This window comes from Casimicrobium huifangae, assembly GCF_009746125.1.
Lineage (GTDB): Bacteria > Pseudomonadota > Gammaproteobacteria > Burkholderiales > Casimicrobiaceae > Casimicrobium > Casimicrobium huifangae.
In genome coordinates, this window is record NZ_CP041352.1 from 3481240 (window position 1) to 3506487 (window position 25248).

Genomic DNA, 25248 nt, shown 5'->3' on the forward strand with positions numbered 1-25248 from the left:
CGCCTTCAGCGCTCTCCTCCAACGCTGCACTTCACCGTCCACCTCAACGATCGTCGAACGTCTTACGTCTCCGCCAACGCCCGAATGCGCAATGCTGAGTTTGGTTGTCTCGTCCGCAGCGCACTCATGGAACGCTATGCGGTCGTGGGCATTTACTTCCGCCGTCGCAGCGTTGACTCTGCGCTTTTCTACCCTTCCTGCGAAAAGCGACATATTGTCGACTGCCAGTCAACTTAGACTGTCTTTTCCTACGACACACCCGTTTTCCGTTGCCGCATCGCTTCGGAGGATGTCCGTTTTCGCCTCGTGCCCCACAATCGCTTCCGGCAAACCAATATGTTTCATCGTGCTTTTGTTTTTTTAGGCAGCAACACCACCTCATTCACAGTACGGCTCTGCAAGGTCGCGATCTGGATAGGCTGCGCGGTGACAAGTATCGGTTCGATGTCAGCGACGATCGGCGGGAACGTAACCGGATTGACCCAAGCCGGGTTGCAGTTGCAGGTCACCACACCAACTCAGGACGGTGTCTCATGGTCGGAAGTGTTGGCCGTACCCAGCGGGGCCACGCAATACACGTTCACCTCCAACTTCAACACCCAATACGGGCATTCGTTTTCGGTCACGGCCCAACCACCGGGTTCGTTCTGCGTGCTCACGCGCGAATATGCGCTTGCGAACGATGGCGGCAACATTACCAACGTAGATGTAGTGTGTGCGCCTGGCAAACCAATTGGAGGTAAAGGATTCGTACCGGGGTTGGTGCTGCAAACGGGTGGTCAACAAGTAACCGCGTCGCTCTCGCCATCTGGCGTGTATCGCTTTTCGCAGTATCTACCGTCGGGGGATCGCTACGACGTGTGGGTGGCTGCACAACCTGCAAGTTGGCATTGTGTGGTGCAAAACGGCACCGGCACCATGGCCTCATCGGTAGTTAGCAACATTGATGTCACCTGTATCCACGAATCAAACTGTTCACCGGATGTCGATGACGACGGTCGCGTGCTGGCAAACACGGACGGCCAAATTGTCAATCGCCTCATGCGGGGCCTGCGGGGTCAAGCGGTACTTTCTGGCTTGAATCATCCAAACGCCAGGCGCAACAACTGGGGGGCATTGCGCGACTACCTCAATCTAAGGTGTGGCATGGCGCTGCCATAGCTCGGGCCGCATGAAATTGCCGTGGTGATCGATGCGTCGAACCATGACGATGTCGCACTGGACGAGATGAGTTTGAATGAGAAGCCGAATGAAAATGGACCAACACCACGATTACTCGATTGATGAGCACAACGCTTGCCGCATCGAAACACCCCCAGCCCGGATCAGCTCCCCACGCCCGTACAGCGCGTTAGCCCGTACAGTGGTGCCGTTGCGCTCCGCGGGTGCAGGCACCGGATCGCGAGTCATCGCCATGTTGGCACTCGTTGCCGGAATGAGTGTCATGGTCGGCGCACATGCGGCAGAGTGTCCTCATGGCACGATCATCACGGCCGAAGACACCGTGTGCACCGTGCCGAGTGGCACGGGTTTCGTGACGGTTGAATTGTGGGGCGCCGGCGGGGGATCCGCAGCGGGAAGCAGAGACTTCGGTGGTGCTGGCGGTGGCGGCGGTGGCGCTTACTGCTCCGGCATGGTCGCGGTTGACCCCGGCAATTCAATTACTCTCAAAGTCGGGCGAGCGGGCACAGGCAGCGTCTTTCAAAACGTTGACGGCTGGAAGTACGGCGACAACGGGGGGGCAAGCACGGTGACCGGCCCTCCGGGGCTTGCGGGATTCCGCGCCGCAGGCGGCAAAGGTGGGCGGGGCGGCAAGTTGCCTGCGATACCGTTGCCCCTCACCGTGACATTGGCATGGGGCGGCGAAGGCGGGGACGCGGAGCAGTGCGCCATCACTGACGTGGCGATCAATCGCCTGCGCTACTCCGGCGGCCGGGGTGGCGGCACCCAGGGTCATGCCGGTGGCGGCGGCGGATCAGCCTATCGCAATGGCAACGGCTACCCCGGTCAGGACTCGACCACCAACGACAGTGGCCTTGGCGGCGCCGGCTTTGGCCGTGGCGGTGACGGGCATACCGGTGAGCGAGGCAGCGCTGGCACATACCCCGGCGGCGGTGCGGGCGCTAGTGCAGTAACCCCAGTGACGCCCGTATACATCGGCAATGACGGTGCCAACGGACAGGCGATTTTCTGGTTTGCACCTGGGTATCGTGTCGGTGGTGCCATTGATCCCGGATTTTGGGCCGATGGCTTGGTGCTAGGGCTCAACGGCAGCGAGGAAATAGCAGTAAGGCCAACCGGCTACGAATACCTGTCCACGTTCTATCACTTCTGGACCCCCTTGCCGGCGGGTAACGCTTACAACGTAACGATCAAAAGGCAACCTGCGGGACAAACCTGTTACGTCAACAATGCCAGCGGCACCGTCAGCGGCAATGTTGGCAACGTCGCAGTGGGTTGCGTCGACGATCCATACTACGTTAGTGGCTCGTTGTACGGGTTGTCACAGCCGGGATTGGTTCTGGGACTGTTTGCCGGCGACTCGACTGCGGGCCAGCGTCTGGGAACTGTGACCCCCGCTATGGCTGAAGAGTCATTCGCCTTCGCTGGTAGCCCCGTGCGCCTGACGCGGCAATATACAGTGGGCGTTGTCACCCAGCCGACAGGCCTGACCTGCAAGGTGGCAAACGCGACCTTCTTCGTGCAAGGACCGATCACAGATGTGCGCGTCACTTGCTCGCCGGGCAAAGTCGTGGGGGGTAGCGTGTCCGGCCTCTACGCAGGGCGGTCCGTCGCGCTGGAGCTCGCAGATCAACTTCTGGTGGCAACGAACTCGGATGCCGGCGGCGCAACCGTTAACGTCGACTTCTTCTTCCCAGGGCCGCTTCTCAGTGGCACCGCATACAACGTGCGCATACGAGATCAGCCTCTGGGCCAGATGTGTAATGTCGTCAACGGGAGCGGGACGATGGGTAGCAGCGATGTCAATTCCGTGTCAGTCCAATGCGCGGGAACTATCTGCACCAACCTGGACGTAGACGGCGATCAACAGCTCAATCCCGCCATTGATGGACTCATTTTGCTGCGCGTGGCTCTCGGCCTTACGGGGGCAGCCGTTCTTGACGGGATCTCGTTTGCCCCCGGGACCCGAAACACATGGTCAAATATTCGCTATTACCTGAAGGATAGTTGCGGCATGCCAACGAACGACTAATGCGCGCGGACTCCAGAAGCAAGCTGTTGCGTCTGGCGCTGGGAGCTGCCGACGCTGCCTTCCGCGGGCAATGCGAGGACGCAGAAGCTGCATTGCAGCGGTGTGAGAGTTTCGGTCAGCACGATGCGGAACTCACTGCCGCGATCCGGCTTGCGAGGGCGCAACTGGCAATGTCACGGTCCCGATTTGATGCGGCGCGCATTGATGCACGCGCGGCCGCCGTGTCGCTAGCTCGCCTTGGCCGCCGTCAAGAAGCGGTGCGTGCACAAGAGATCGAGGCACGAATCTTTTGGAAGCTGGGCGAAAACGCGCGTGCGCAAACCCTCTTCCAGAAACTGCTAGTGCACTGGGAGCGTTGGGGGGAGGGTAAGGCGCGAATCGATGGTGAAGTCCGGTGTTTGACACATTTGACCTCTTTGCATTCGCGAGCGCAGCGCTACGAGCAGGCGATCGTGACTGGCACCCGAGCAGTGCTTCTGGCCAAAAAAAGCAGCGACTTGCCGTTTTACTTTCCAAAGGCAGCGAATGCACTTGCTGGCGTGCACTTTCGTCGTGCCTGCCAGTCACACCCTGACAACGCGTTGGCCACCCACATCACTGCGCTCGGCCCGACGGCGTCGACACAGGTGCTGTCGCATTGTCGTAGCGCGCGCGCTTTGATGGACGAGGTGCGTCAAATCGCCATCGCAAGCAACAACCGGCACCAGGCAGCGCTCTACGGATCGAACATCGGGCAGTTGATGGTGCTCATGAATGAGATCAACGCCGCGCTGCCGCTGATGCTTGAGTTCCTGATGTCAGCCCGCGAGCGCAACGACAAGTTTCAAGAGGCAGATGCGCTGCAGGCAATCGGATGGGCGCACCTGTGCGCCTCACGCCACCAGACCGCGCTTCGCCACATCAAGGAAGCCATAGCAATTGCGGAGTCTCTTGATGCCAAACCCCTTCTGGTGACGCTACATTACGACTACGCCGTTGCGGCAGAAAAGACAGGGGATTACAAGATCGCGCTTCTGCATCACCGAGCCTATACCCGACTCTGGCAGCAACTCTCGGCTGAAAAACAGGCGCAGCAGGAAACCGTCGCCAATGACGCAGAACCCTTCTACCTAAAACGTGCTGAGCGATACATCGAGTTGTGCATCACGCAACCACCATCCACAGCGGATGTTGCGCGGCACGTCGGAGTCTCTGTGCGCAGCTTGCAGGTGGCCTTTCAGCGCTATCGCAGCACCACTCCGAAGTCATTTATCCTGAATCTGCGCTATCAGGCCGTCCATGCCGCGCTAGAGAATGATCGCGGGTCTGGTGCGGTGGCGAGAGCCTGCGTGGAATTCGGCTTTGAATACTCTTCGCACTTTGTGCGCGAATTCAAAAGGCGTTTCGGGAAAACTCCTTCAATGGCAAGCCGCCCCGACGCGAGTAAAGCCGACTGATTGATGCTGCTGGCGATGCCGCCAACATGCGGGCCGCAAAGGCATGCTGCAGTGAACTGGTCCAGGTGCTGCATTTTTCGTGCACCCTACAATATTGTTTCTGCCGCACACCGTCGGCTCATCGAGGCCAACCGACGATCGCAGGTTGGCCAAGCGGAAATCCCAGCATGAAAATCAATCCGTTCCATCTCGCCATCCCTGTTTACGACCTTGTCGCTGCGCGGCACTTTTACGGGCAGGTGTTTGGCTGCGCGGAGGGGCGGTCTGCGCCTGAGTGGGTCGACTTTGATTTCTTCGGTCATCAACTGGTGATCCACCAGCACCCGAAAACTGCGTCGCAGGACCACGCCCATACCAACGCGGTGGATGGTCACGACGTGCCGGTGCCGCACTTTGGTGTGGTGCTGGACTGGGACCGGTGGGAAGCGCTCGCGGAACGTCTGCGCGCAGCAGGAACGAAGTTCGTGATCGAACCCTACATCCGTTTCAAGGGGCAGGTTGGCGAACAGGCCACGATGTTCCTGCTTGATCCCTGCGGCAACGCACTGGAGTTCAAGGCGTTCAAGGACATCGGCCAGCTCTTCGCCAAGTAGGCGCGGTGACGCGAGCTACTCGCGCACCCGCTTCGCCAGCGCTCGCACCTCGGCATGTTGGCGGCGGCTCACCGGCAGCCGGTCGGGCCGCCCGCGCAGGGTCACCACCCACTGCGCTTCGCCATCGGCATCGGCGTCACGCTCGAAGGATTCGATGAGATCGGTGCGCGCCAGGCAATTGCGGTGGATGCGCAGGAAGCGGCCACCGAATTCCTCGTCGATGCGAGTGAGCGAATCCTCGATCAAATATTCGCGTGCCGCAGTGACCACGGTGATGTACTTCTGCTCGGCTCGGAAGAAAATGACGTCATCGGCCGGCACCAGGATCAGTCGGCCACGCTCGCTGACGCTGAAGAAGCGGCGGGCGCCACGCGGCAATGACTCCACTTTCACCGCGTCCAGTGGCTTGGCACGCTGCAGCGCCGCCAGCAGGCGCTCGCGGCGAACCGGCTTCAGCAGATAGTCGACCGCCTGCACTTCAAAGGCCTCCAGCGCGTGCTGGTCGTAGGCCGTGACAAAGATGACGCCAGGAGCGTTTTCCATCCGCAGCAGATGGCGCGCGGCTTCGAGGCCGTCCATTCCCGGCATGTTGATATCGAGCAGCAGGATATCGGCGCCATGGCTGACGGCAGTGAGTGCCTGCTCGCCGTTCTCGGCCTCGGCAACGACGACATGCGGAAACGCCGGCTGCAATTCCTCCAGCAGGTCGCAGAGCCGGCGGCGGGCCGGGGCTTCGTCGTCAGCGATGATGATCCGAAGCGGGCGTACCGGCGCAGCGGCGCCAGCGACAACAGCGGTTAGGGTGGAATGAGTCATGCTGAGTCAAACAATGGTCTTGGTGTCGGACGACCGGCGATAGGGCAGGATCAATTGCACCTGATAACGGCCGTCGCGCGGCCCGGCGGTCATGCTCGCTTCGGCATCGAAGTGCAGGGCCAGCCGCTCTCGAATATTGCTCATCGCCATCTTGTTCCCGCCGTGGTGGCGCCCCGCCTGTTCGAGAAACGGGTTGCGCACCGTAATGAAAAGCTGGCCACGCAGGCGCGTCACTTCAATCTCGATCTCGCCGGCAGCCTGTGTGGGCTCGATGCCGTGGTAGACGGCATTCTCGGCGATAGGCTGCAGCACCAGCGGTGGCACCATCGCGTCGGCGGGCATCTTGTCGAGTTTCCAGCTCACATTCAGGCGATCACCAAGGCGCAGTTTTTCCAGATCGAGATACTGCCGGGTCAGGGTAATCTCGTCCGCCAGCGGCTGCAAGTCACGGTTCTCGCGCATCAGCACGCGGAACAGGTCCGCCATGTCCATCAGCGCGGACTCGGCGCGGCCGGGCTCGCTGCGCAGTACCCCAAGCACGCCATTGATCGAGTTGAACAGGAAATGCGGCCGTATTCGCGCCTGCAACGCCTGCAGCCGGGCCTCGGTCACCGCCGGCGACAGCGCCCGCCCGAGGGTATGGAAGTAAACCAGCATCGCCGCCAGCGCACTCAGGGCCAGCGGTACCGCCCGCCAGACGGCGGCATCGAACCAGCGCGCCGACAGGATGGTGATGAGCACCATCGCGGCGCCAATCGCGAATGCCGCTTGCCAGTAGGCAAGACGACGCAGCACCGGGCTCACCAGCGCCCAGATCAATGCCGTGCTGGCGGCAATCGGCAAGCTGGCGCCCATTGCCAGCGCGATATTGAGCGGCACATCGGCCGGGCTCGCCGAAACAGCCAGCGAGTGGGTGGCCACCATCGCGACAAAAATGATCAGCGCGCGCGCCAGCACGCCGAGATTGCGCAAATCCGGGAATACCGCGCGCCGGACCTCGCGCTCCCTGCGGGCTAAAATTTGCTGTGCGCCCGACCGGGATGCCGCCTTGCCTTCCAGACGGCCGTCACGACGACCGGACGCCGGCGCTGGCGACGTCTTCGAAGGGTGTTTCGGCGGCTGCTCGGCCTCCGTGCGAACGTGGCGATCCGATCCGGTCATCTGCCATTGCGCGCGAGACGCATCCCGCGGCGCCGGACCGCTGTCATCAACCATCTTTTCTGTCACACGGATTCAAGGTCGTTCACTTCCCGCCCGGGCATCGCCGTCCGCCCGTGCGTTCGATTCTGAACAACCGCAGAGCAACATGCAAGCCAACTCATCGCCCGCCGCCAACCCTTCTTCCGGTTGGTCCGGCCGTTTTGACGAACCGGTTGCCGAAATCGTCAAGCGTTACACCGCATCGATTCCGTTCGACTACCGCCTTGCCGAGTTCGACATCGCAGGCTCGCTGGCACATGCGCGCATGCTCGCCGCCTGCAACGTGATCTCGGCGCAGGACCTCGCCGACATCGAACGCGGCATGACGACGATCCAGGCCGAGATCGCAGCGGGCAAGTTTGAGTGGTCGCTTGATCTCGAAGACGTGCACTTCAACATTGAAAAACGTCTGACCGCGCTGGTCGGCGATGCCGGCAAGCGCCTGCACACGGGCCGCTCGCGCAACGATCAGGTAGCGACCGACGTTCGCCTCTACACCCGCGCTGCCTGCGACAACGTGGCGATGCTGCTGGTGAAGTTGCAGCAATCGCTCGTCGCGCTGGCCGAACAGCATGCCGAAACCATCCTGCCCGGCTTCACGCATCTGCAAGTCGCGATGCCGGTGACGCTGGGTCATCATTTGATGGCTTATGTCGAGATGTTTGCGCGCGATCATGAGCGCATGCTTGATTGCCGCAAGCGTGTGAATCGGTCGCCGCTGGGCGCGGCGGCGCTCGCTGGTACCACCTTCCCGATTGATCGCGAGATGACCGCGAAGGCGCTCGGCTTCGATGCCGTCTGCCGCAACTCGCTTGACGCCGTGAGCGACCGCGACTTCGCGATCGAATTCCTTAACGCCTGCACGATCACGATGATGCATCTGTCGCGCATGAGCGAGGAGCTGATCCTGTGGATGAGCCCGCGCTTCGGCTTCATCGACATCGCCGACCGCTTCTGCACCGGCAGCTCGATCATGCCGCAGAAGAAGAACCCCGACGTCGCCGAACTGGTGCGCGGCAAGATGGCGCGCGTGCAGGGCCACCTGGTGGCGCTGACCACACTGATGAAGGGCCAGCCGCTGACCTACAACAAGGACAATCAGGAAGACAAGGAACCGCTGTTCGACACGGTGGACACCATCACGCAGACGCTGATCATCTACGCCGACATGGTGGGCGGCATCCGCGTCAAGGCCGATCGCATGCGCGCAGCCGCGCGCGAGGGCTTTGCGACGGCAACCGATCTCGCCGACTACCTGGTGCGCAAGGGCGTGCCGTTCCGCGACTCGCACGAATGCGTCGCTCGCGCCGTCAAGGCTGCCGAGGTCAAGGGCGTTGACCTTTCAGATTTGTCGCTCGCCGAGCTGCAGGCGTTCTCGCCGGTCATCGCCGACGACGTGTTCGCGGCGCTCACGCTGGAAGGCTCGGTCGCCGCACGCAAACACATTGGCGGCACTGCGCCGGAGCGCGTGCTGGCAGAGATTGCGCTGGCGAAAGCGCGCCTGGCCTCCCTGTAGCAGCGGCCATGCCGCGACCAATATTGACTGACCGTAGCCATCACAAGGTCGCGGCGACTCGGCCCCTGCACTGAATATCGATGAATCAGGAAACTATCGGCCTTATCGCCGGCACCCTCACCACCGCGTCGTTCGTGCCGCAGGTGCTGAAGATCTGGAAGACCCGTTCGGCGCGCGACTTGTCGTGGGGCATGGCGGCCGTGTTTTGCGTCGGCGTTTCGTTATGGCTGGTCTACGGGGTGCTGATCGGCGCGCCGTCGATCATCATTGCCAATGCCATCACTTTCGTGCTGTCGCTCGCAATCTGCGTGATGAAGTACCGTTTTGACAAACAGGATATCGGAGATCCAAGATGAAACTCGCGTTCCTCGGCCTTGGTGTGATGGGCTTCCCGATGGCAGGCCACCTGCAGAAGGCAGGCCACAGCGTGACTGTCTACAACCGCAACGCAGAGAAGTCGGCGAAGTGGGTGGCAACCCATGGCGGTGCCTCGGCGGCAACACCGCGCGAGGCGGCAGCCGGTGCCGACATCGTGCTGATGTGCGTCGGCAACGACAACGATGTGCGTTCGGTGGTTTACGGTAACGACGGCGCGCTCGCCGGCATGAAGGCCGGTGCGGTGCTGGTGGATCACACCACGGCGTCGGCGGCGCTGGCGCGCGAACTGGACGCGGCAGCCAAGGCGCAAGGCAAGGGCTTCATCGACGCGCCAGTGTCCGGCGGGCAGGCCGGCGCCGAGAACGGCAAGCTGGGCATCATGTGCGGCGGTGATCTGGCCACTTTCGATCGGGTGAAGGATGTGCTCAACGTCTACGCCAAGGCGCTGGTGCGCATTGGTGACGCCGGTGCCGGCCAGCTCACCAAGATGGTCAACCAGATCTGCATCGCCGGGCTCGTGCAGGCGCTGTCGGAAGGGCTCGCCTTTGCGCAAAAGGCTGGTGTCGATCCGAAGCTGGTACTTGACGTCATCAGCAAGGGCGCTGCGCAAAGCTGGCAGATGGAAAATCGTGGCAATACGATGGTCGACGGCAAGTTCGACTTCGGTTTTGCGGTGGACTGGATGCGCAAGGATCTCGGCATCTGCCTCGAAGAAGCCAAGCGCAACGGCGCGCGGCTGCCGGTCACCGCGCTGGTGGACCAGTTCTACGCCGACGTGCAGCAAGCCGGCGGCGGGCGGCTCGACACGTCGAGCCTGATCAAACGCTTGGGCTGATCGGCCGCGAGCTCACTTCAGCTTTTGTACGAAACCCGCGTCTGAATTGGGCAAACGCGGCAAATAGTCACAAAGTCGGTATTTGGTATTTTGTGGCACTTGGCCCTTATTGAATGGGGCTTTCTGCGAAAAGCTGATAGTCCTTGAAACCATAAAAAAACGGCAGCCTTGGCTGCCGTTTTTCGTTGGGTCACAATGTGACGATCAAGCCGTCGCCTCCTCCGCAGGCTCTTGCGGCGCGTCGCTCTCGGGGAACGCCAGCTTGACCTTGCCGTCCGCGTCGACATCGATCCTGACCTTGCCGCCACCCACCAGCTTGCCGAACAGGAGTTCGTCGGCCAGTGCCTTGCGGATGGTGTCCTGGATCAGGCGAGCCATCGGGCGAGCGCCCATCTGCGGGTCAAAGCCATGTTTCGCGAGGTAGTCGCGCAGGCCCTGTGAGAACTCCGGATCAACCTTCTTCTCGTGCAGTTGCGCCTCGAGCTCGAGCAGGAACTTGTCGACCACGCGCAGGATCACCTCGTGCGTCAGCGCACCGAAGCTGATGGTGGCGTCGAGCCGGTTGCGGAACTCCGGCGTGAACATGCGCTTGATCGATTCCATCTCGTCGCCGGCCTCCTTCGTGTTGGTGAAACCAATCACGTTCTTGGTCAGCGTCTCGGCGCCCGCATTGGTCGTCATGATGATGATGACGTTGCGGAAGTCGGCCTTGCGTCCGTTGTTGTCGGTCAGCGTGCCGTGGTCCATGACCTGCAGCAGCACGTTGTAGATGTCCGGATGCGCCTTCTCGATTTCGTCGAGCAGCAGCACGCAGTACGGATGCTTGGTGACGCCCTCGGTCAGCTGGCCGCCCTGGTCGTAACCGACGTAGCCCGGAGGCGCGCCGATCAGGCGGCTCACCGCGTGACGCTCCATGTATTCGCTCATGTCGAAACGCAGCAGCTCGACGCCCAGGCAGTACGCCAGCTGGCGCGCCACCTCGGTCTTGCCGACGCCAGTCGGGCCGGAGAACAGGAAGGAGCCGATCGGCTTGCGCGGATTACCCAGGCCGCTGCGCGCCATCTTGATGGCAGCAGCCAGCGCGTCAATCGCCTTGTCCTGGCCAAAGACCACGTTCTTCAGATCACGGTCGAGCGTCTTCAGCGAATTGCGATCGTCGCTGGACACATTCTTGGCCGGGATGCGCGCGATCTTGGCGACGATTTCCTCGATCTCGGTCTTGCCGATGGTCTTCTTCTGCTTGGACTTCGGCAGGATCTTCTGCGCCGCGCCGGCCTCGTCGATCACGTCGATCGCCTTGTCGGGCAGGTGACGGTCGTTGATGTGGCGTGCCGCGAGCTCGGCCGCTGCGGTGATGGCCGCCGGCGAATACTTCACGTGGTGATGCGCTTCGAACTTCGGCTTCAGTCCACGCAAAATCTCCACCGTCTCGCCGACGGTGGGCTCGACCACATCGATCTTCTGGAAGCGGCGCGCGAGCGCGTTGTCCTTTTCGAACACCTGGCGGAACTCGGCATAGGTGGTGGCACCGATGCACTTGAGGCCACCGTTGGCGAGCGCGGGCTTGAGCAGGTTGGACGCGTCGAGCGTGCCACCGCTGGCGGCGCCGGCGCCGATGATGGTGTGGATCTCGTCGATGAACAGGATGCCGTTGGCCTTCTCGCCCAACTGCTTGAGCACGGCCTTGAGGCGCGCCTCGAAGTCGCCGCGGTACTTGGTGCCCGCGAGCAGCGCGCCCATGTCGAGCGAGTAGACGACGCAGTCGGCGAGCACGTCGGGCACTTCGCCGTCGACGATGCGCTTGGCCAGGCCTTCGGCGATGGCGGTCTTGCCGACGCCGGCCTCACCGACCAGCAGCGGGTTGTTCTTGCGGCGGCGGCACAGAACCTGCACCAGTCGCTCGAGTTCGGCGGCGCGGCCGATCATCGGATCGATCTTGCCAGCCTTGGCCTGCGCGTTGAGATTGACGGTGAAGTTTTCGAGCGCGCCCTGCGGTGCCTCTTCCTTCTCCTGCTCGCCGCTACCTGCCTCGGCCTTCTCGGTCTTGTCCTTCGGCACTTTGCTGATGCCGTGACTGATGTAGTTGACGACGTCGAGGCGCGTGACGCCGCGCTGATTCAGGAAGTAGACGGCGTGCGAGTCCTTCTCGCCAAAGATGGCCACCAGCACATTGGCGCCGGTCACTTCTTTTTTGCCAGACGATTGCACGTGCAGGATGGCGCGCTGGATCACGCGCTGGAATCCCTGGGTGGGCGTGGTGTCGCTCTCGCTGTTCTGCGGCAGCCGGGGCGTGTGTTCGTTGATGAAGTTGGCGAGCGCCGTACGCAGTTCATCAAGATCAACCGCGCAGGCGCGCAGCACCTCGGCGGCGCTCGGGTTGTCCAGCATGGCCAGCAGCAAGTGCTCGACCGTGATGAACTCATGGCGCTTTTGCCGGGCATCGACAAACGCCATGTGCAGACTGACTTCCAACTCTTGCGCGATCATTGACTACTGCCTTCACTGCCGGCGGTTGGCCGGCTCGTACCCGCGGCTGCACCATAGCAACTTGTGCGGGATCGCCTTGCAGATTGCAGGCTTGGTATCACCCTTGCGGGCGAGCTGCCCTGCAAACTATTCAGGCTCCATCGTACACTGAAGCGGATGTTGGTGTTGCGACGCGAGATCGACCACCTGGGCCACTTTGGTGTCCGCCACTTCCTTCGTAAAGACACCACAGGTGCCCATGCCCGAACGATGCACCTGCAACATGACGTGTGTCGCCTGTTCGCGAGTCATCGCGAACACTTGCTGCAACACACCCACCACGAAATCCATTGGCGTGTAGTCGTCGTTGAGCAGCAGCACACGGTACATCGGTGGCGGCTTGACATCGACGCGCTCGGCTTCAAGCACCGAATCGTCGTGGGGGCGGTTGTGATGAACGGCCATACGAAACTGGGAATACCGGCAAATGTCGGTCACAAAATCACGATTTCAAGAGCATACGGTATGCCAGTGCGTCGCTGCGAAGTGCGGCGCGGACCGCGAAGGAACGATTCAGCCGGCCTGACAGCACGCGGAAGCTTGACCCAACCTGACCAATTGCTGACCAAAAAACAAAAATTTGGCTCGGGAGACATCATTGCCACAACCTTGATTTATCCCCTTGACGATCAAGGTTGTATGACTGTACAACACCCGCCGAAGCGCCAGTTCGGAGCTCCAGACGAGCGTCGCACGACGCACGGCGCGGCAGTCAGTCCGCAGAGAAAACTTACAAATCCAGGTAGTTCAGGGAGTATTTATGACGACAGGTACGGTGAAGTGGTTTAACGATGCCAAGGGATTTGGCTTCATTAAGCCCGACGACGGCTCGGATGACGTGTTCGCGCACTTCTCCGCGATTCAGATGGACGGCTTCCGCTCGCTGAAAGAAGGGCAGAAGGTTTCGTTCGAAGTCGTTGCCGGCCCCAAGGGCAAGCAGGCATCCAACATCCAGAACCCGCAATAAGCGGTACCTCGCCTGGCGGGGTGGGTCGGTAGCGACCAGTAAAAAAAGGGCCGTGATGGCCCTTTTTTGTTGTCCGCGCCAGCCACACTGGCGCGGCGGTCCGCGTGGCGGCAGCTTTACGCGTTGGCCGACGCCAGCACTGAATTCAGCGTCTTGCTCGGACGCATGATGGCCTCGACCTTGGCAACGTCTGCCCAGTAGTAGCCGCCGATGTCTGCCGGCTTGCCCTGGACTGCGGCGAACTCGCTGACAATCGCCTTTTCGTTGTCGGCGAGTGCCTTGGCCAGCGGCGCAAAGTGCGCTGCCAGTTCCTTGTCTTCAGTCTGCGCCGCAAGTTCTTGCGCCCAGTACATGGCCAGATAGAACTGGCTGCCACGATTGTCGAGCTGGCCCGTCTTCGGGCTCGGGCTCTTGTTGTTGTCGAGCAGCTTGCCGGTGGCAGCATCCAGCGTCTTCGCCAGCAGTTGCGCGCGCGCGTTCTTGTTCTTGAGCCCAAGGTCTTCCAGGCTGACCGCCAACGCCAGGAACTCACCCAGTGAATCCCAACGCAGGTGGTTTTCTTCCACCAGTTGCTGCACGTGCTTGGGCGCCGAGCCACCGGCACCGGTCTCGTACATGCCACCACCGGCCATCAGAGGCACGATCGAGAGCATCTTGGCCGAAGTACCCAGCTCCATGATCGGGAACAGATCGGTCAGGTAATCACGCAGGATGTTGCCAGTGGCACTGATGGTGTCCATGCCACGGATCACCCGCTCCAGCGTGTAGCGCATTGCGCGCACCTGGCTCATGATCTGGATATCTAGGCCAGTGGTGTCGTGCTCATGCAGGTACATCTTCACCTTGCGGATCAGCTGCGCTTCGTGCGGACGGTAGCTGTCGAGCCAGAAGACCACCGGCATGCCGGAGTTGCGGGCACGGTTGACAGCGAGTTTCACCCAGTCGCGGATGGCGGCGTCCTTCACCTGGCACATGCGCCAGATGTCCCCTTCTTCGACGTTTTGCGACAGCAGCACTTCGCCCGTCTCGAGATCAGTGATGTTGGCCACGCCGTCTTCGGTGATTTCGAAGGTCTTGTCGTGCGAGCCGTATTCCTCGGCCTGCTGCGCCATCAGGCCAACGTTGGGCACCGTGCCCATGGTCTTCGGGTCGAACGCGCCGTGCCATTTGCAGAAGTTGATGATCTCCTGATAGATGCGGGCGAAGGTCGATTCCGGCATCACCGCCTTGACGTCCTTCAGGCGACCATCGGCCCCCCACATCTTGCCACCATTGCGGATCATTGCCGGCATCGAGGCGTCAACAATGACGTCGTTCGGCGAGTGGAAGTTGGTGATGCCCTTGGCCGAGTCGACCATCGCCAATTCCGGACGATGCTCATGGCAAGCATGCAGATCACGCTTGATTTCGTCCTGCTTGCTCTGCGGCAGCGATGCGATCTTGGTGTAGAGGTCGATCATGCCGTTGTTGACGTTGATGCCGAGCTCCTTGAACAGCGCGCCGTGTTTCTCGAACGCCTCGCGGTAGAAGATCTTTACGCAATGGCCAAACACGATCGGGTGCGACACCTTCATCATGGTCGCCTTGACGTGCAGCGAGAACATCACGCCCGTCTTGCGCGCGTCCTCGATTTCCTTCTCATAGAACGCAAGCAGCGCCTTCTTGCTCATGAACATGCTGTCGATCACTTCGCGGTCCAGCAGCGAAATCTTCGGCTTCAGCACGATGGTCTTGCCGCTCTTGGTGATCAGCTCCATCTTGACGTCACGCGCGCGGTCGAGCGTCATCGACTTTTCGCCGTGGTAGAAGTCACCGTGATGCATGTGCGACACGTGCGAGCGCGACGCCTGGCTCCATTCGGCCATGCTGTGCGGGTTCTTGCGGGCGTATTCCTTCACCGCCCTGGGCGCGCGACGGTCTGAATTGCCTTCGCGCAGCACCGGGTTGACCGCGCTGCCCGTGCAACGGTTGTAGCGGGCGCGGATTTCCTTCTCTTCGTCGGTCTTCGGCGCCTCCGGAAAATCGGGGATCTTGTAGCCCTTGCCCTGCAGCTCCTTGATGGCAGCCTTGAGCTGGGCCACCGACGCGCTGATGTTGGGCAGCTTGATGATGTTGGCTTCCGGCCGCAGGGTCAGCTTGCCAAGATCGGCCAGCGTGTTCGGCAACCGCTGCTCGGGCGTCAGGTAGTCCGGGAACTCGCCCAGAATGCGCGCGGCGACCGAGATGTCCGCCGTATCGACGTTGATTCCCGCCGGCGCGGTGAACGTGCGGATGATGGGAAGGAAGGCACGGGTCGCCAGAAGCGGGGCCTCGTCGGTCAGGGTGTAAATGATTGTCGGCTGCTGGGTGCTCATCGCGATCCTCCTGGGTTCGTCCGTTCTTGCGTCAGTCTGGTACACGTCAGGCGTCTGATGACGGCCGACGAAAACGCACATTTTCTACTATGCGGAATATGTTCCCAGTTTGCCCGAAATCGCTTGCGTGTCTCTGACGCGGGTCAAGACGGCGAGCCCCGGTTACCTGTCGAAGGCAGCAACCGGGCTTGCCAGCAAGCTTAGGAAAAATCTAGAAATTCACCCCACATCATACCCGTGTGACGCTTGGCCATTGGTGAAATTATTTCGATAAATCAATTACTTGAGCCCACCTGACAAGCTGCAACCGCGGGCCTGACAGGACAATGGCATCGGCCGTTGGCTTGCACCGGCCGGTGCACTCTTCTACGCTTCGCGCCGCGCTGATACCGCAAAGAAAAACAGACCGGCAGTCCACTGCCCGGCCCTTACCGCCCTTACTGCACGGAGCTCCCAATGACCCGATTTCACGCCGCGACGGCGCCCGCCGTTGCGCGTACCGCCCTTGTCTTCACCGTCCTCGCGCTGACTGGCGCCCTGCTCGCCGGCTGCTCGTCGGCCCCGCCCGCTGCCCCAGCCCCGGTGGCGGCGCGTCCGAAAGTGGTGTTGCCAATCGCCCAGCTCGATCGCGGCGTACAGATCGTGCTGCCCGATACTGTGCTGTTTGAAACTGGCAAGGCCAACCTGAACGAAACGGAAAGTGGCGCCTACCTCGATCGCATCGCCGGTCTGCTGGTTAGCAAGACGCAAAAGCGCGTCGCCGTCGAGGGCCATACCGATAACGTCGGCGCGGCCGCGCTCAATCAAAAGCTCTCCGAGCAGCGTGCCGATGCTGTCGCCGCCGCGCTTATCGCTCGCGGCGTGCCCGAGGCACGGCTGTCGCGCCGGGGGCTTTCGTTCACCCAGCCAGCGGCACCGAATGACGTCGAAGCGGGCCGCCGCCTCAATCGCCGCACCGAGCTGATCGTCATTGACGAAAAAGTCGAAACCCTAACCGCCGGCGAGCCCGCCAACTCGTTCGAGGACGCCGCCGCCCGCGTCAAGGCCGCCCTTGAAGCCGGGAAGGGGAAAGGCTGATGTCCGAGTCCAGCAATCACGACCGCAACCGTCGCAACAGCCTGCGCATGCTCGCCACGGCCCCGCTGCTGCTGGCTGGCGCCGCCTCGGCGCAGCCAGGCAAGGCGCCAGCCCGCGCAGACGGCCCGCGCGTGGCTCTGGTGCTCGGCAGTGGCTCAGCCCGCGGCTTCTCGCATATCGGCGTGATCAAGGCGCTGGAGGCCGCCCGCATCAAGCCCGATCTGATCGTTGGCACCAGCGCTGGCGCCCTGGTCGGCGCCTTTTACGCTGCCGGATTCACCGGCGCGCAGATGGAGGAGCTGGCCATCCGGGTGAAGGACATCGACATCGTCGACATGGGCACAGGCGCCAAACGCGGCATGGTGATGGGCGACACGCTACAGATGTTCGTCAACAAGGCCACCCGCGAGCGTCCGATCGAATCGCTGGGCATTCCGTTCATCGCGGTGGCGACGCAACTGCGTACCGGTGAGGTGAAGACATTCCGCAGTGGCGATCTCGGTCTCGCCGTGCGTGCGTCCTGCAGCGTGCCGGGCGTGTTCATTCCACCGAAGATCAACGATCAGGAATATGTCGATGGCGGCCTCGTAGCGCCCGTACCAGTGCGCATTGCGCGCGACGCTGGTGCCGACTTCGTGATCGCGGTGGACGTCAGCAGCGGCCCGCTCAACGCCACGCCGGTGGGCATTTATGAGCAGGTGATGCACAGCTTCGACATCATGGGCCGCTCACTGGCCAAGCTGGAAGCCGAGCAGGCTGATGTGGTGATACGCCCCGACACCGCACGCATCGCCAGCACCGATTTCAATGCTCGCGCCGCGTTCATCCAGATTGGGCAGAGCACCGGCACCCGCTTCGCCCCAGTGGTGCAGGAAAAGCTCGCCGCCTGGCGCGCCCCGAAAAAGCGCGCGTAGTGGTGACGACCTGACGTCTGGCGAAGGCGGATGCGGCGGCATACACTGCGGCCATGACTTCCTTCGCCGACCTCCTCCAGAAAGACCGCGCCGGCGTTGACACGCTGATTGCGCGGCTGCCCAAAGCCGAACTGCACCTGCACATTGAAGGCTCGCTGGAGCCGGAGATGATGTTCGCCAAGGCCAAGAAGCACGGCATCACCCTGCCCTATGCCGACGTCGAGGCGCTGCGCGCTGCCTACAACTTCGGCAACCTGCAGGAGTTCCTCGACCTCTACTACGCCGGTGCCGATGTGCTGCGCGACCAGGACGATTTCTACGATCTCACCTGGGCGTATCTGCAGCGCGCCAAGGCCGACGGCGTAGTGCACACGGAAATCTTCTTCGACCCGCAGACGCACACCGCACGTGGTATTGATCCCGAAGTCTTCGTCGAAGGTATCGTCCAGGCGCTGCATGACGGCGAGGCCGAACTCGGCATCACCTGGCGGCTCATCCCGAACTTCCTGCGCCATCTCACCGAGCAGGACGCGATAGACACGCTGGCCGAACTGGAGCCCTACATGGATAACTTCCATGGCTTCGGGCTTGATTCCAGCGAGGTCGGACACCCGCCATCCAAGTTCGCGCGTGTATTCGCGGAGATTCGCTCCCGCGGCCTGCCAGTAGTTGCACACGCCGGCGAAGAAGGACCGCCGGAATACATTGTTGAAGCACTCGACATCCTGCACGTCGCCCGCATCGATCACGGTATCCGGTCGATCAACGATCCGGCGCTGGTCTCACGCCTCGCCCGCGCGCAGATGCCGCTGACGGTGTGCCCGCTGTCCAACGTGAAGCTCTGTGCAGTGTCGTCGATGCAGGCGCACCCGATCAAGAAACTGATGGACGCCGGAGTACTGGTCACCATCAACTCCGACGACCCGGCTTACTTCGGCGGCTACGTCGGCGAAAACTATCGCGCCACCGCAAAAGCGCTCGACCTCACGGCGGAAGACCTCAAGAAACTAGCCGCCAACAGCATCCGCGCCAGCTGGTTGCACGAGGTGCAGAAGGCGCGGCATCTGGCGGTGATTGACGGGCTGTGACGGGCCATTTCGGGATTTCACCAACCCTGTTTGTGCAGCATCTCCAGTCGTTGACTGAACTTCTGCATGGATGCGGACATTTGCGCGATGTTTGCCCGCCGCCAGGCTGGCTGCAATGCAACAAAAACCGTACCAGCACATAGCGGCAGCAGCAAGGCGTTGACCAGCAGATACGTGCGCAGGTCGTCACCATCCTGTGGGCGGAAAAAGCTGGCCTCGCCAGGGCCCGACAACACTCGCATCAAGACGATTGCCAGGGCGCCAGCCGCGAGAGCCGAAACAAATACCGCGCCACGCATCGCTCCTGGTTTGGCCAGCAAGCGCGGCCAAGCCGCCATGAGCAGACAAGTGGCAAGCGTGAACCCGGCCAGAGCGGCTGTGTGGGTGAGCGGTAGCCAAACGAGCACTTCGAGGCTGGTTGGCGGTCTCGGCAAAAGCGCAGCGAAGTTGAGCGGGCGCCAGCCGACGACCCAGAAGAGTGTATTCAGCACCAGCCAGCACGCGACTCCCGCAGCCAAACGACGCCAGGCATCTGCCAGCCACACGCGCAATACCAGGCGTCCAAGCATTGGGCGCGCGCAACCGCCCGGGATCAGCCACATCCGCGTAAGCGGTTGTGGCAATGGCATGGCGAGCGTCATTGCAACCATGGGAAGGTATAGCAACGCAAATCGTCCCATAAAACTCGCGCCGCCTGTCTGTATGAAGAACAGTAGTGTCAGCACAATCGCAAGCCCGTATTGGAGGGGCTGATCGCGAGTCCCAAGCAATGCGACAAGCCTTGCAGCACCTGACTTCCGCGCCGATCGCGCTGCACGAGCGATGCGCCACTGGTATAGCCGTTCTGGCCAGCCTACTTCGCGAGCGATCAACTGTTCGATATCGCTCTTTGTAAGCAGTCTCTCCACCTTCGGCCCGCGCCCAAATCGACGATGCTGGACAGGCGTGAACCACAGCCGGTCCATGACTACCGCGACAGCCAGGATCAGGGTGACGCCGACAGCGAATGTCGTCGTACCCCAGGGGGCAACACCGTAGTAGGCAATCAGGTAACCAAGCCAAGGTCGAACCGTTTGCTGCGCCAGATAGGCCGCGAGCATGACCGCTGCAAACAGCAGCACTGCCACCTGACCGGCAACGTCCTGCATTCGGACGTCTGCGAATGACATCATTGCCCCCGGCAGATACACGTGCGGCGCCTGCATGTAGGTACGTAGCGCTACTGCAATTGGAAGCATAACGATTGAGTAGGCCAAAGCCAGGACCTGCAAACTGCGGACGCTCGCACCAACCTTCGGAGTGAGTCGTGCGATCGCGTGCTGGCGAACGAATCGCCGGCAAGTCATGAATGCCGCGACGCCGCCAATAAACGCATACGACGAAATGGCAACCGCGGCAGCTATCGCACTTCCATGCCCGCTCAATACGGCTACCGGATGTATAGCGAGGTAAGCAGCATAGGCGCAAGCCAACGGCGGCAAAGCCGAGGCCATGATCAGCATCAGGCGACCGCCCAGCAAGCCAGCTGCGAATTGCCACCATTGCTGAAGTGTCAGACCATGGTGTCGCGTTCCAGCACAGACAACGGCGGATGAACTGATCACTGTACGCTCACGTGTTCAATGCGAGGAACAAGTCGGTGAGCGCGAGTGGTTCGCCATCGTTCGCGGCAGCGCCCGCAAGCCGCCGATCCAGAAGGCTTCGCCAGCCACCGCTCTCCAGCCGATGGCTATTGATCACCCCCGGCGACGCTGACGGCGGCGACTCGCTGTACACCGCGACAATGTTTTCGGACAGCTCTTCGCGATCCCCAATCAGCTGCACCCGTCCGTCCCGAAGGAAAAGCAGGTGTGTCGCCACGCGCTCAAGGTCTTCGAGGAGGTGACTTGAAATCACCACCGTCGGCGCCTGCGCATCGTCAGCGTCGAGCTCAATCAACGCGCGCAGAAAGTCGCGCCGCGCCATCGGGTCGAGACTTGCCACCGGCTCGTCGAAGATCAGCAACTTTGGACGGTGCATCAGCGCGAGCACGATGGCGAGGCGCTGCCTTTCCCCCGGTGAGAGTTTGCCGGCGCGAAGATCAGGCACCTCAAAGCGTCGCAACAAATCTTGCGCCCGGCTCGCAGAGAAGTTTGGGTACATCGGCCCCAGCAGCGAAACATGCTCACGTACGCGCAGCCACTCGAACAGCTCCGGAGTCTGGCCGACGAAGCCAAGATTGCCTTTCGTCTCATTGTCGAGATCAAGACTCGGACAGCCCAGCACGCGGGACTGTCCTGAAGTCGGTGCGGTCAAGCCCAGCAGACAATGCAGCAGTGATGTCTTGCCTGCTCCGTTGCGCCCTACCAGTCCCAGCACTGATCCGCCTGCTAGCTCGAAAGTCACGTTATCAAGCACCGTGCGCGTGCCATACCGCAAGGTCAGACCGCTTGCCACTATCGCTGGCAAGCTACCCGCAGGTATCGGTTTTTCGACGAACACCGTCGTAGCTTCATTCATCCGAAGTCTCCTGCCCGCCGATGGCGGACGCCGGTTGCAAGTGAGCGAGTGTTTGCTGGAATGCGGCGATAGCTTCGTCGGCACTGATACCAAGCTGGCGACTGACGCGGGCTGCGTGCTCCAGTGCCGGTTGCAGCAGGGCCAGACGATCGCTTTCCGCGGTCGCCTCGCGAGTGCGCACAAACATCCCCATCCCCCGCCGCCGCTCGACGATGCTTTGCGCTTCGAGCAGCGAGTACGCCTTTGACACCGTCATCGGGTTGATCACGTACTCCTGCGCCACGGCGCGCACCGAGGGCAGCTCTTCGCCGTCGCGCAGTACGCCAGCCGCGACCGCGCGTGTCACCTGCTCGACGATTTGTCGATACAGCGGCGTGGCGGACGAAGGTTGCAGCTCGAAGCGGAACACGTTGGAGGTATCTGAAGACGGTCATAAATTACTGTATTACTACAATAATACACAAGTCATCGCAGAACCCGAAAAGTGCATCAACTTTTTCTTCAAATCACCATTTCATTGGGCCTCAAGCGCTGAACGCCATGAAGTCGACTTTCGGCTTAATTAGCCGATTAGCTCGATTCAAACGGCACTTTTCTGAAAAAGCTACTGCTGCGTTTTTGCTGCGTGACCGCCGAACGCACCCGATCCGTGTGCATGCGTCGTGTGCCGGTGCGCGAGAACAGGCGCGAGTTTCGGGCAGTTGATGCCGGGTGCTGGCCAGCTTTCAGCGCGACGTAGCCACCGCCGCAGGCGCCGCAGCTAGTCCTGCTTGAACAGCGGGTAATACTGCCGCGAAACGACGATCTTTTCGTGGTGGCCACGGAAGTGCAGCACCAGTCGTTCGCTTTCCTCGCGCACCGCGCGGTCGATGGCGTGGGCGTTGACGATTGCGCCGCGATGCACCTGCCAGAACCGCTCCGGGTCGAGCCCCTCGCGCAGCTCGCTGATCGGCGTGCGAACAAAGGCGTCGGCGCCCTTGCAGACAATCCGCGTGTATTTGTTGTCGGACTGGATGAACAGGATGTCGTCGGTATGAATCAGCCGCGTGACGTTGCCCACCGACGCGCGGATCCACTTGAGATGCGCTGCCGGCTTCGCCTGTTCCAGCAGCGATTTCACCAGCGCCGTCAGGTCAGCCGGCGCGCTGGCCGGCTGCTGCTCGATGCGTTTGCGCAGGCGCGCCACCGTCTCGCGCAGTCGGGCAATCTCCACCGGCTTCAGCAGATAGTCCGCCGCGCCATTCTGAAAGGCAGCGATCGCGTGCTCGTCGTACGCGGTGACGAACACCACATGCGCGCTGTCGCCAATCTCGGCCGCCACTTCCAGCCCGGTCTTGCCCGGCATGCGGATATCGAGGAATGCGACGTCGGGCTTGTGCGCATGAAACGCCTCCAGCGCCGCCACGCCGTTGCGACATTCGGCAACCACGTCCAGCTCGGGCCACGCCTCCGCGAGAGCATTGCGAATGCGCGCCAGCATCACCGGTTCGTCGTCGGCAATCAGTGCGGTGGTCATGGGGTGCTCCCGGTGGCTTTCGTTCTTGGCAAAGTAAGGGTGGACACCACACCATGCGGGGGATTGTCGCGAACGCTGAGCGTTGCGGCCTCACCGTAAATCGCGGCCAGCCGTTCGCGGATGTTGGACAGGCCGACGCCGTCCGATGCGTTGCCGGTGGCTGCCGCGAGGCCAACACCGCTATCCGCGACCGCGATGCGAAGCGTGTCACCGTCCAGCTGCGCGCTCAGACGCAGGTCACCGCCGTCCAGCGCCGGTTCCAGGCCATGCTTGATGGCGTTCTCCACCAGCGAGATCAGCATGGCGGGCGGCACCGGCTCGCCGGCGAGCGCTTGCGGCAATTCAAGCGAAAACGCCAGGCGATCACCCATCCGCGTCTTCATGATGGCGAGGAATGCCGCCGCCATTTCAAATTCACGCCCGAGCGTGGTGGTCTCGGTGCGCAGCCCGGCCAAGCCCGCCCGCAGGAAGGTGATCAGCTCCCGTGTCAGCGCTGCCGCCTCCGGCGCCTTGCCCTCGGCAAGGTCCTGCACCGTGCCCAGCGTATTGAACAGAAAGTGTGGCTCCACCTGCGCCTGCATCAGCTTCAGTCGTGCGTCGGCCAGCTGCCGCGCCGTGCGGTCGGCTTCGGCCTGCCGTTGCAGCGCCGCGTGTCGGGCCTGCAGCAAACGCCGCCGCATCTGCACCACCACGAGAATCAGCAATCCATAGATCGCGCCGACGATCAGGCCGGCGATGAACACGCGGCTGCCGACACTGCCCAGACCATCAAACATACCGTCCAGCGTGCCGCGACGGGACAGGCGGCCGATCATCCCGCCCACCAGCGCCCCGGCAACGCTGAGCCCTACTACCTTCAGCACCATCCGCGTGTTGAGGCGAAACTTGTAGTGGCCGAACCACACCGACAGCAGCGAGAACCCGGTCGCTGCAAGCAGCAAAAACGACAGCACCAGCGCCTCGACCCAGCCGGTGTCATTCACACCGAAGCGGAACGCTGCCGCCGCCGCCATCCAGATCGCGAACGACGCAGCCAGCATGCGCCACTTGTGGCGTCGCATGCTGGCGTCAAACGCCAGCACCTCTTCGCGCAATTCGGGCGTGAGCGCTGCCAGTTTGCGCGCTTCGAGCGCGGCGTACCATTGCCTGACGGGGGTGAGCGGTGAAGTCATGGGCGGGAGCTTAGCCAGCCATGGCCGTGCCGTCAGCGGGCGTGGCGCCGATGGCGACCTGACGCGACGGATGACGACTTGGCTGGATGCGTGACGCCCTGCGCCGCAGCGGGCGCCGATGGGAACTGCTACGGCAGGTGAATTTCCCCCGCGCCCAGCGCCAGCACGCGGCCGCCCACGCGCACCCGGCGCTCGTCGGTGAGCGAGAGTTGCAACACGTTGAGACGGTTGATGAACTCGCCCTGCGTCACCGTGAACTGCGACGGCGCCGGTTCACCGGCGTCGAGCAGATAGCCGCCAAGATTGGCGCAGGCGGAGCCAGTGCCGGGATCCTCCGTCATGCCGCTCGCGGTCGGGAAGAAAAAGCGCGTCTGGAAGCGGCCAGGCGCTACCCGCGCGACGAGATAGGCCATGTAACGGCCGGCGTCGTTCGCAAAATCCGCCTGTAGCTTGTCAGCAACCGGCTTCGCCCGCGCCAGCACAGCAACCGACTGCACTGGAATGATCAACTGCTCGGCGCCGGTGGACACGAAGCGTGGCTCTCCCGCAAGGTCGGCCGGCGTCAAGCCAACCGCCTCCGCCAAGCGCTCGCGCGAGGCGTTGATCGGCCGCGAGGTGTGCCCGTTCGCAGTGAAAGTCCAGGCGCCAACGTCGCAAGTCACAGGGATGTCGCCCGCGTTGAGGCCGAGCGTCAAACGGTCGGGCGCGGTGCCGGTTTCGGTGGCGGCAAGGCTGGCCAAAACGTGCGATGTGCCCACCGTTGGGTGGCCGGCAAATGGCAACTCGTAACGCGGGGTGAAGATGCGCACGCGCGGATGGGTGCCGGCGCGGGGCAACACAAAAGTCGTCTCCGACAGGTTGAACTGCGCCGCCAGCGCCTGCATCTCCGCATCCGTCATGCCGTGCGCGTTTTCGAACACGCAAAGCGGGTTGCCGCCGAAGGTGGCCGTATCGGATTCGACGAAGACGTTGACGAGCTGGTAGCGGAAGCTGCGCATGGCGTACAGGCACCGGAATGATGGGCCTGAGATAATACGGGCAAAGCTCATGTGGCCTGTCGTCCCCGCGGAGGCGGGAACCCAGACCGTGCGCGAGCCTGGCGCATTCGTGGTCGTCTCTACTTCGATCAACGTGCCGGGTCTAGATT

The 25248-nt window shown here is 62.1% G+C and carries 22 protein-coding genes; 11 read left to right on the forward strand and 11 right to left on the reverse strand.

Annotation, left to right across the window (positions count from 1 at the left end; genetic code table 11):
* Positions 1 to 306 precede the first annotated feature (306 nt).
* The 4 genes from FKL89_RS15725 (at position 307) to FKL89_RS15740 (ending at position 5243) form a co-directional block, all read left to right on the forward strand.
* Positions 307 to 1161 carry a hypothetical protein gene (locus FKL89_RS15725; RefSeq protein WP_156863697.1) on the forward strand — a complete coding sequence of 285 codons (855 nt, stop codon included), beginning with the start codon at positions 307 to 309 and terminating at the stop codon, positions 1159 to 1161.
* 253 nt (positions 1162 to 1414) lie between these two features.
* Positions 1415 to 3214 carry a glycine-rich domain-containing protein gene (locus tag FKL89_RS15730; RefSeq protein WP_156863698.1) on the forward strand — a complete coding sequence of 600 codons (1800 nt, stop codon included), beginning with the start codon at positions 1415 to 1417 and terminating at the stop codon, positions 3212 to 3214.
* Positions 3214 to 4650: a helix-turn-helix transcriptional regulator gene (locus tag FKL89_RS15735; RefSeq protein ID WP_156863699.1), complete on the forward strand. Its 1437-nt coding sequence runs from the start codon at positions 3214 to 3216 to the stop codon at positions 4648 to 4650. The genes FKL89_RS15730 and FKL89_RS15735 overlap by 1 nt, the downstream gene beginning before the upstream one ends.
* A 167-nt stretch (positions 4651 to 4817) precedes the next feature.
* Positions 4818 to 5243: a VOC family protein gene (locus FKL89_RS15740; protein WP_156863700.1), complete on the forward strand. Its 426-nt coding sequence runs from the start codon at positions 4818 to 4820 to the stop codon at positions 5241 to 5243.
* 15 nt (positions 5244 to 5258) lie between these two features.
* Here the strand turns inward: FKL89_RS15740 and FKL89_RS15745 are convergent, their stop codons facing one another.
* Both FKL89_RS15745 and FKL89_RS15750 read right to left on the reverse strand, forming a co-directional pair.
* Positions 5259 to 6059: a LytR/AlgR family response regulator transcription factor gene (locus tag FKL89_RS15745; protein ID WP_156863701.1), complete on the reverse strand. Its 801-nt coding sequence runs from the start codon at positions 6057 to 6059 to the stop codon at positions 5259 to 5261.
* A 6-nt stretch (positions 6060 to 6065) separates the two neighbouring features.
* Complete coding sequence (locus FKL89_RS15750) at positions 6066 to 7220, reverse strand: sensor histidine kinase (protein ID WP_238363387.1); 1155 nt, start codon at positions 7218 to 7220, stop codon at positions 6066 to 6068.
* A gap of 145 nt (positions 7221 to 7365) precedes the next feature.
* On the opposite strand from FKL89_RS15750, the gene argH reads away from it, so the two are divergent.
* The 3 genes from argH to FKL89_RS15765 all read left to right on the forward strand — a co-directional run bounded on the left by argH (position 7366) and on the right by FKL89_RS15765 (position 9988).
* Entirely contained in the window at positions 7366 to 8775 is a 1410-nt protein-coding gene (gene argH, locus FKL89_RS15755; protein ID WP_156863702.1) for an argininosuccinate lyase, read from the forward strand.
* 80 nt (positions 8776 to 8855) lie between these two features.
* Positions 8856 to 9131 carry a SemiSWEET family sugar transporter gene (locus tag FKL89_RS15760; protein ID WP_156863703.1) on the forward strand — a complete coding sequence of 92 codons (276 nt, stop codon included), beginning with the start codon at positions 8856 to 8858 and terminating at the stop codon, positions 9129 to 9131.
* On the forward strand, positions 9128 to 9988 hold the full coding sequence (locus tag FKL89_RS15765) for an NAD(P)-dependent oxidoreductase (RefSeq protein WP_156863704.1): 861 nt from the start codon (positions 9128 to 9130) through the stop codon (positions 9986 to 9988). Before FKL89_RS15760 ends, FKL89_RS15765 begins: the two co-directional genes overlap by 4 nt.
* 204 nt (positions 9989 to 10192) lie before the next feature.
* On the opposite strand, the gene clpA is transcribed toward FKL89_RS15765, so the two are convergent.
* Both clpA and clpS read right to left on the reverse strand, forming a co-directional pair.
* Positions 10193 to 12475, reverse strand: coding sequence for an ATP-dependent Clp protease ATP-binding subunit ClpA (gene clpA, locus FKL89_RS15770; protein WP_156863705.1), 2283 nt, complete (start codon positions 12473 to 12475; stop codon positions 10193 to 10195).
* Between the two features lie 126 nt (positions 12476 to 12601).
* The gene (clpS, locus tag FKL89_RS15775; RefSeq protein WP_156863706.1) at positions 12602 to 12919 is read right to left on the reverse strand and encodes an ATP-dependent Clp protease adapter ClpS; all 318 of its coding nucleotides are present in this window, start codon (positions 12917 to 12919) and stop codon (positions 12602 to 12604) included.
* A gap of 355 nt (positions 12920 to 13274) precedes the next feature.
* Here clpS and cspD point away from each other — a divergent pair, with 355 nt between their 5' ends.
* Positions 13275 to 13481 (forward strand): cold shock domain-containing protein CspD, encoded by a 207-nt coding sequence (gene cspD / locus FKL89_RS15780; RefSeq protein ID WP_156863707.1) that lies wholly within the window; start codon positions 13275 to 13277, stop codon positions 13479 to 13481.
* 116 nt (positions 13482 to 13597) lie between these two features.
* Here the strand turns inward: cspD and FKL89_RS15785 are convergent, their stop codons facing one another.
* A complete protein-coding gene (locus tag FKL89_RS15785) occupies positions 13598 to 15835 on the reverse strand; it encodes an NADP-dependent isocitrate dehydrogenase (RefSeq protein ID WP_156863708.1) in 2238 nt (745 codons plus the stop codon).
* Positions 15836 to 16291: 456 nt separating this feature from the next.
* Between FKL89_RS15785 and FKL89_RS15790 the strand changes: the two genes are divergently transcribed.
* The 3 genes from FKL89_RS15790 to FKL89_RS15800 are packed head-to-tail and all read left to right on the forward strand — an operon-like array spanning position 16292 to position 18914.
* Positions 16292 to 16912, forward strand: coding sequence for an OmpA family protein (locus tag FKL89_RS15790; RefSeq protein ID WP_156863709.1), 621 nt, complete (start codon positions 16292 to 16294; stop codon positions 16910 to 16912).
* Positions 16912 to 17826 (forward strand): patatin-like phospholipase family protein, encoded by a 915-nt coding sequence (locus tag FKL89_RS15795; RefSeq protein WP_156863710.1) that lies wholly within the window; start codon positions 16912 to 16914, stop codon positions 17824 to 17826. The genes FKL89_RS15790 and FKL89_RS15795 overlap by 1 nt, the downstream gene beginning before the upstream one ends.
* Before the next feature lie 53 nt (positions 17827 to 17879).
* Positions 17880 to 18914 carry an adenosine deaminase gene (locus FKL89_RS15800; protein ID WP_156863711.1) on the forward strand — a complete coding sequence of 345 codons (1035 nt, stop codon included), beginning with the start codon at positions 17880 to 17882 and terminating at the stop codon, positions 18912 to 18914.
* A gap of 17 nt (positions 18915 to 18931) precedes the next feature.
* Here FKL89_RS15800 and FKL89_RS15805 read toward each other — a convergent pair whose 3' ends face one another.
* The 6 genes from FKL89_RS15805 to FKL89_RS15830 all read right to left on the reverse strand — a co-directional run bounded on the left by FKL89_RS15805 (position 18932) and on the right by FKL89_RS15830 (position 25099).
* Positions 18932 to 20416, reverse strand: coding sequence for a hypothetical protein (locus FKL89_RS15805; RefSeq protein ID WP_156863712.1), 1485 nt, complete (start codon positions 20414 to 20416; stop codon positions 18932 to 18934).
* A gap of 109 nt (positions 20417 to 20525) precedes the next feature.
* A complete protein-coding gene (locus tag FKL89_RS15810) occupies positions 20526 to 21413 on the reverse strand; it encodes an ABC transporter ATP-binding protein (protein ID WP_156863713.1) in 888 nt (295 codons plus the stop codon).
* Positions 21406 to 21822, reverse strand: coding sequence for a GntR family transcriptional regulator (locus tag FKL89_RS15815; RefSeq protein ID WP_156863714.1), 417 nt, complete (start codon positions 21820 to 21822; stop codon positions 21406 to 21408). Before FKL89_RS15815 ends, FKL89_RS15810 begins: the two co-directional genes overlap by 8 nt.
* Before the next feature lie 351 nt (positions 21823 to 22173).
* On the reverse strand, positions 22174 to 22929 hold the full coding sequence (locus FKL89_RS15820) for a LytR/AlgR family response regulator transcription factor (RefSeq protein ID WP_156863715.1): 756 nt from the start codon (positions 22927 to 22929) through the stop codon (positions 22174 to 22176).
* The gene (locus FKL89_RS15825; protein ID WP_156863716.1) at positions 22926 to 24101 is read right to left on the reverse strand and encodes a sensor histidine kinase; all 1176 of its coding nucleotides are present in this window, start codon (positions 24099 to 24101) and stop codon (positions 22926 to 22928) included. Before FKL89_RS15825 ends, FKL89_RS15820 begins: the two co-directional genes overlap by 4 nt.
* A 128-nt stretch (positions 24102 to 24229) precedes the next feature.
* On the reverse strand, positions 24230 to 25099 hold the full coding sequence (locus FKL89_RS15830) for a PhzF family phenazine biosynthesis protein (RefSeq protein ID WP_156863717.1): 870 nt from the start codon (positions 25097 to 25099) through the stop codon (positions 24230 to 24232).
* Between the last annotated feature and the right edge of the window lie 149 nt (positions 25100 to 25248).

Coding starts and splice junctions, on each gene's coding strand:
- FKL89_RS15730 (WP_156863698.1), top strand. CDS start 1,415: ATGTTGGCACTCGTTGCCGGAATGAGTGTCATGGTCGGCGCACATGCG.
- FKL89_RS15795 (WP_156863710.1), top strand. CDS start 16,912: ATGTCCGAGTCCAGCAATCACGACCGCAACCGTCGCAACAGCCTGCGC.
- FKL89_RS15760 (WP_156863703.1), top strand. CDS start 8,856: ATGAATCAGGAAACTATCGGCCTTATCGCCGGCACCCTCACCACCGCG.
- FKL89_RS15765 (WP_156863704.1), top strand. CDS start 9,128: ATGAAACTCGCGTTCCTCGGCCTTGGTGTGATGGGCTTCCCGATGGCA.
- FKL89_RS15825 (WP_156863716.1), bottom strand. CDS start 24,101: ATGACTTCACCGCTCACCCCCGTCAGGCAATGGTACGCCGCGCTCGAA.
- FKL89_RS15800 (WP_156863711.1), top strand. CDS start 17,880: ATGACTTCCTTCGCCGACCTCCTCCAGAAAGACCGCGCCGGCGTTGAC.
- FKL89_RS15805 (WP_156863712.1), bottom strand. CDS start 20,416: ATGCTGATCATGGCCTCGGCTTTGCCGCCGTTGGCTTGCGCCTATGCT.
- FKL89_RS15820 (WP_156863715.1), bottom strand. CDS start 22,929: ATGACCACCGCACTGATTGCCGACGACGAACCGGTGATGCTGGCGCGC.
- FKL89_RS15745 (WP_156863701.1), bottom strand. CDS start 6,059: ATGACTCATTCCACCCTAACCGCTGTTGTCGCTGGCGCCGCTGCGCCG.
- FKL89_RS15740 (WP_156863700.1), top strand. CDS start 4,818: ATGAAAATCAATCCGTTCCATCTCGCCATCCCTGTTTACGACCTTGTC.
- FKL89_RS15810 (WP_156863713.1), bottom strand. CDS start 21,413: ATGAATGAAGCTACGACGGTGTTCGTCGAAAAACCGATACCTGCGGGT.
- cspD (WP_156863707.1), top strand. CDS start 13,275: ATGACGACAGGTACGGTGAAGTGGTTTAACGATGCCAAGGGATTTGGC.
- FKL89_RS15790 (WP_156863709.1), top strand. CDS start 16,292: ATGACCCGATTTCACGCCGCGACGGCGCCCGCCGTTGCGCGTACCGCC.
- clpA (WP_156863705.1), bottom strand. CDS start 12,475: ATGATCGCGCAAGAGTTGGAAGTCAGTCTGCACATGGCGTTTGTCGAT.
- FKL89_RS15785 (WP_156863708.1), bottom strand. CDS start 15,835: ATGAGCACCCAGCAGCCGACAATCATTTACACCCTGACCGACGAGGCC.
- argH (WP_156863702.1), top strand. CDS start 7,366: ATGCAAGCCAACTCATCGCCCGCCGCCAACCCTTCTTCCGGTTGGTCC.
- clpS (WP_156863706.1), bottom strand. CDS start 12,919: ATGGCCGTTCATCACAACCGCCCCCACGACGATTCGGTGCTTGAAGCC.
- FKL89_RS15830 (WP_156863717.1), bottom strand. CDS start 25,099: ATGCGCAGCTTCCGCTACCAGCTCGTCAACGTCTTCGTCGAATCCGAT.
- FKL89_RS15750 (WP_238363387.1), bottom strand. CDS start 7,220: ATGACCGGATCGGATCGCCACGTTCGCACGGAGGCCGAGCAGCCGCCG.
- FKL89_RS15735 (WP_156863699.1), top strand. CDS start 3,214: ATGCGCGCGGACTCCAGAAGCAAGCTGTTGCGTCTGGCGCTGGGAGCT.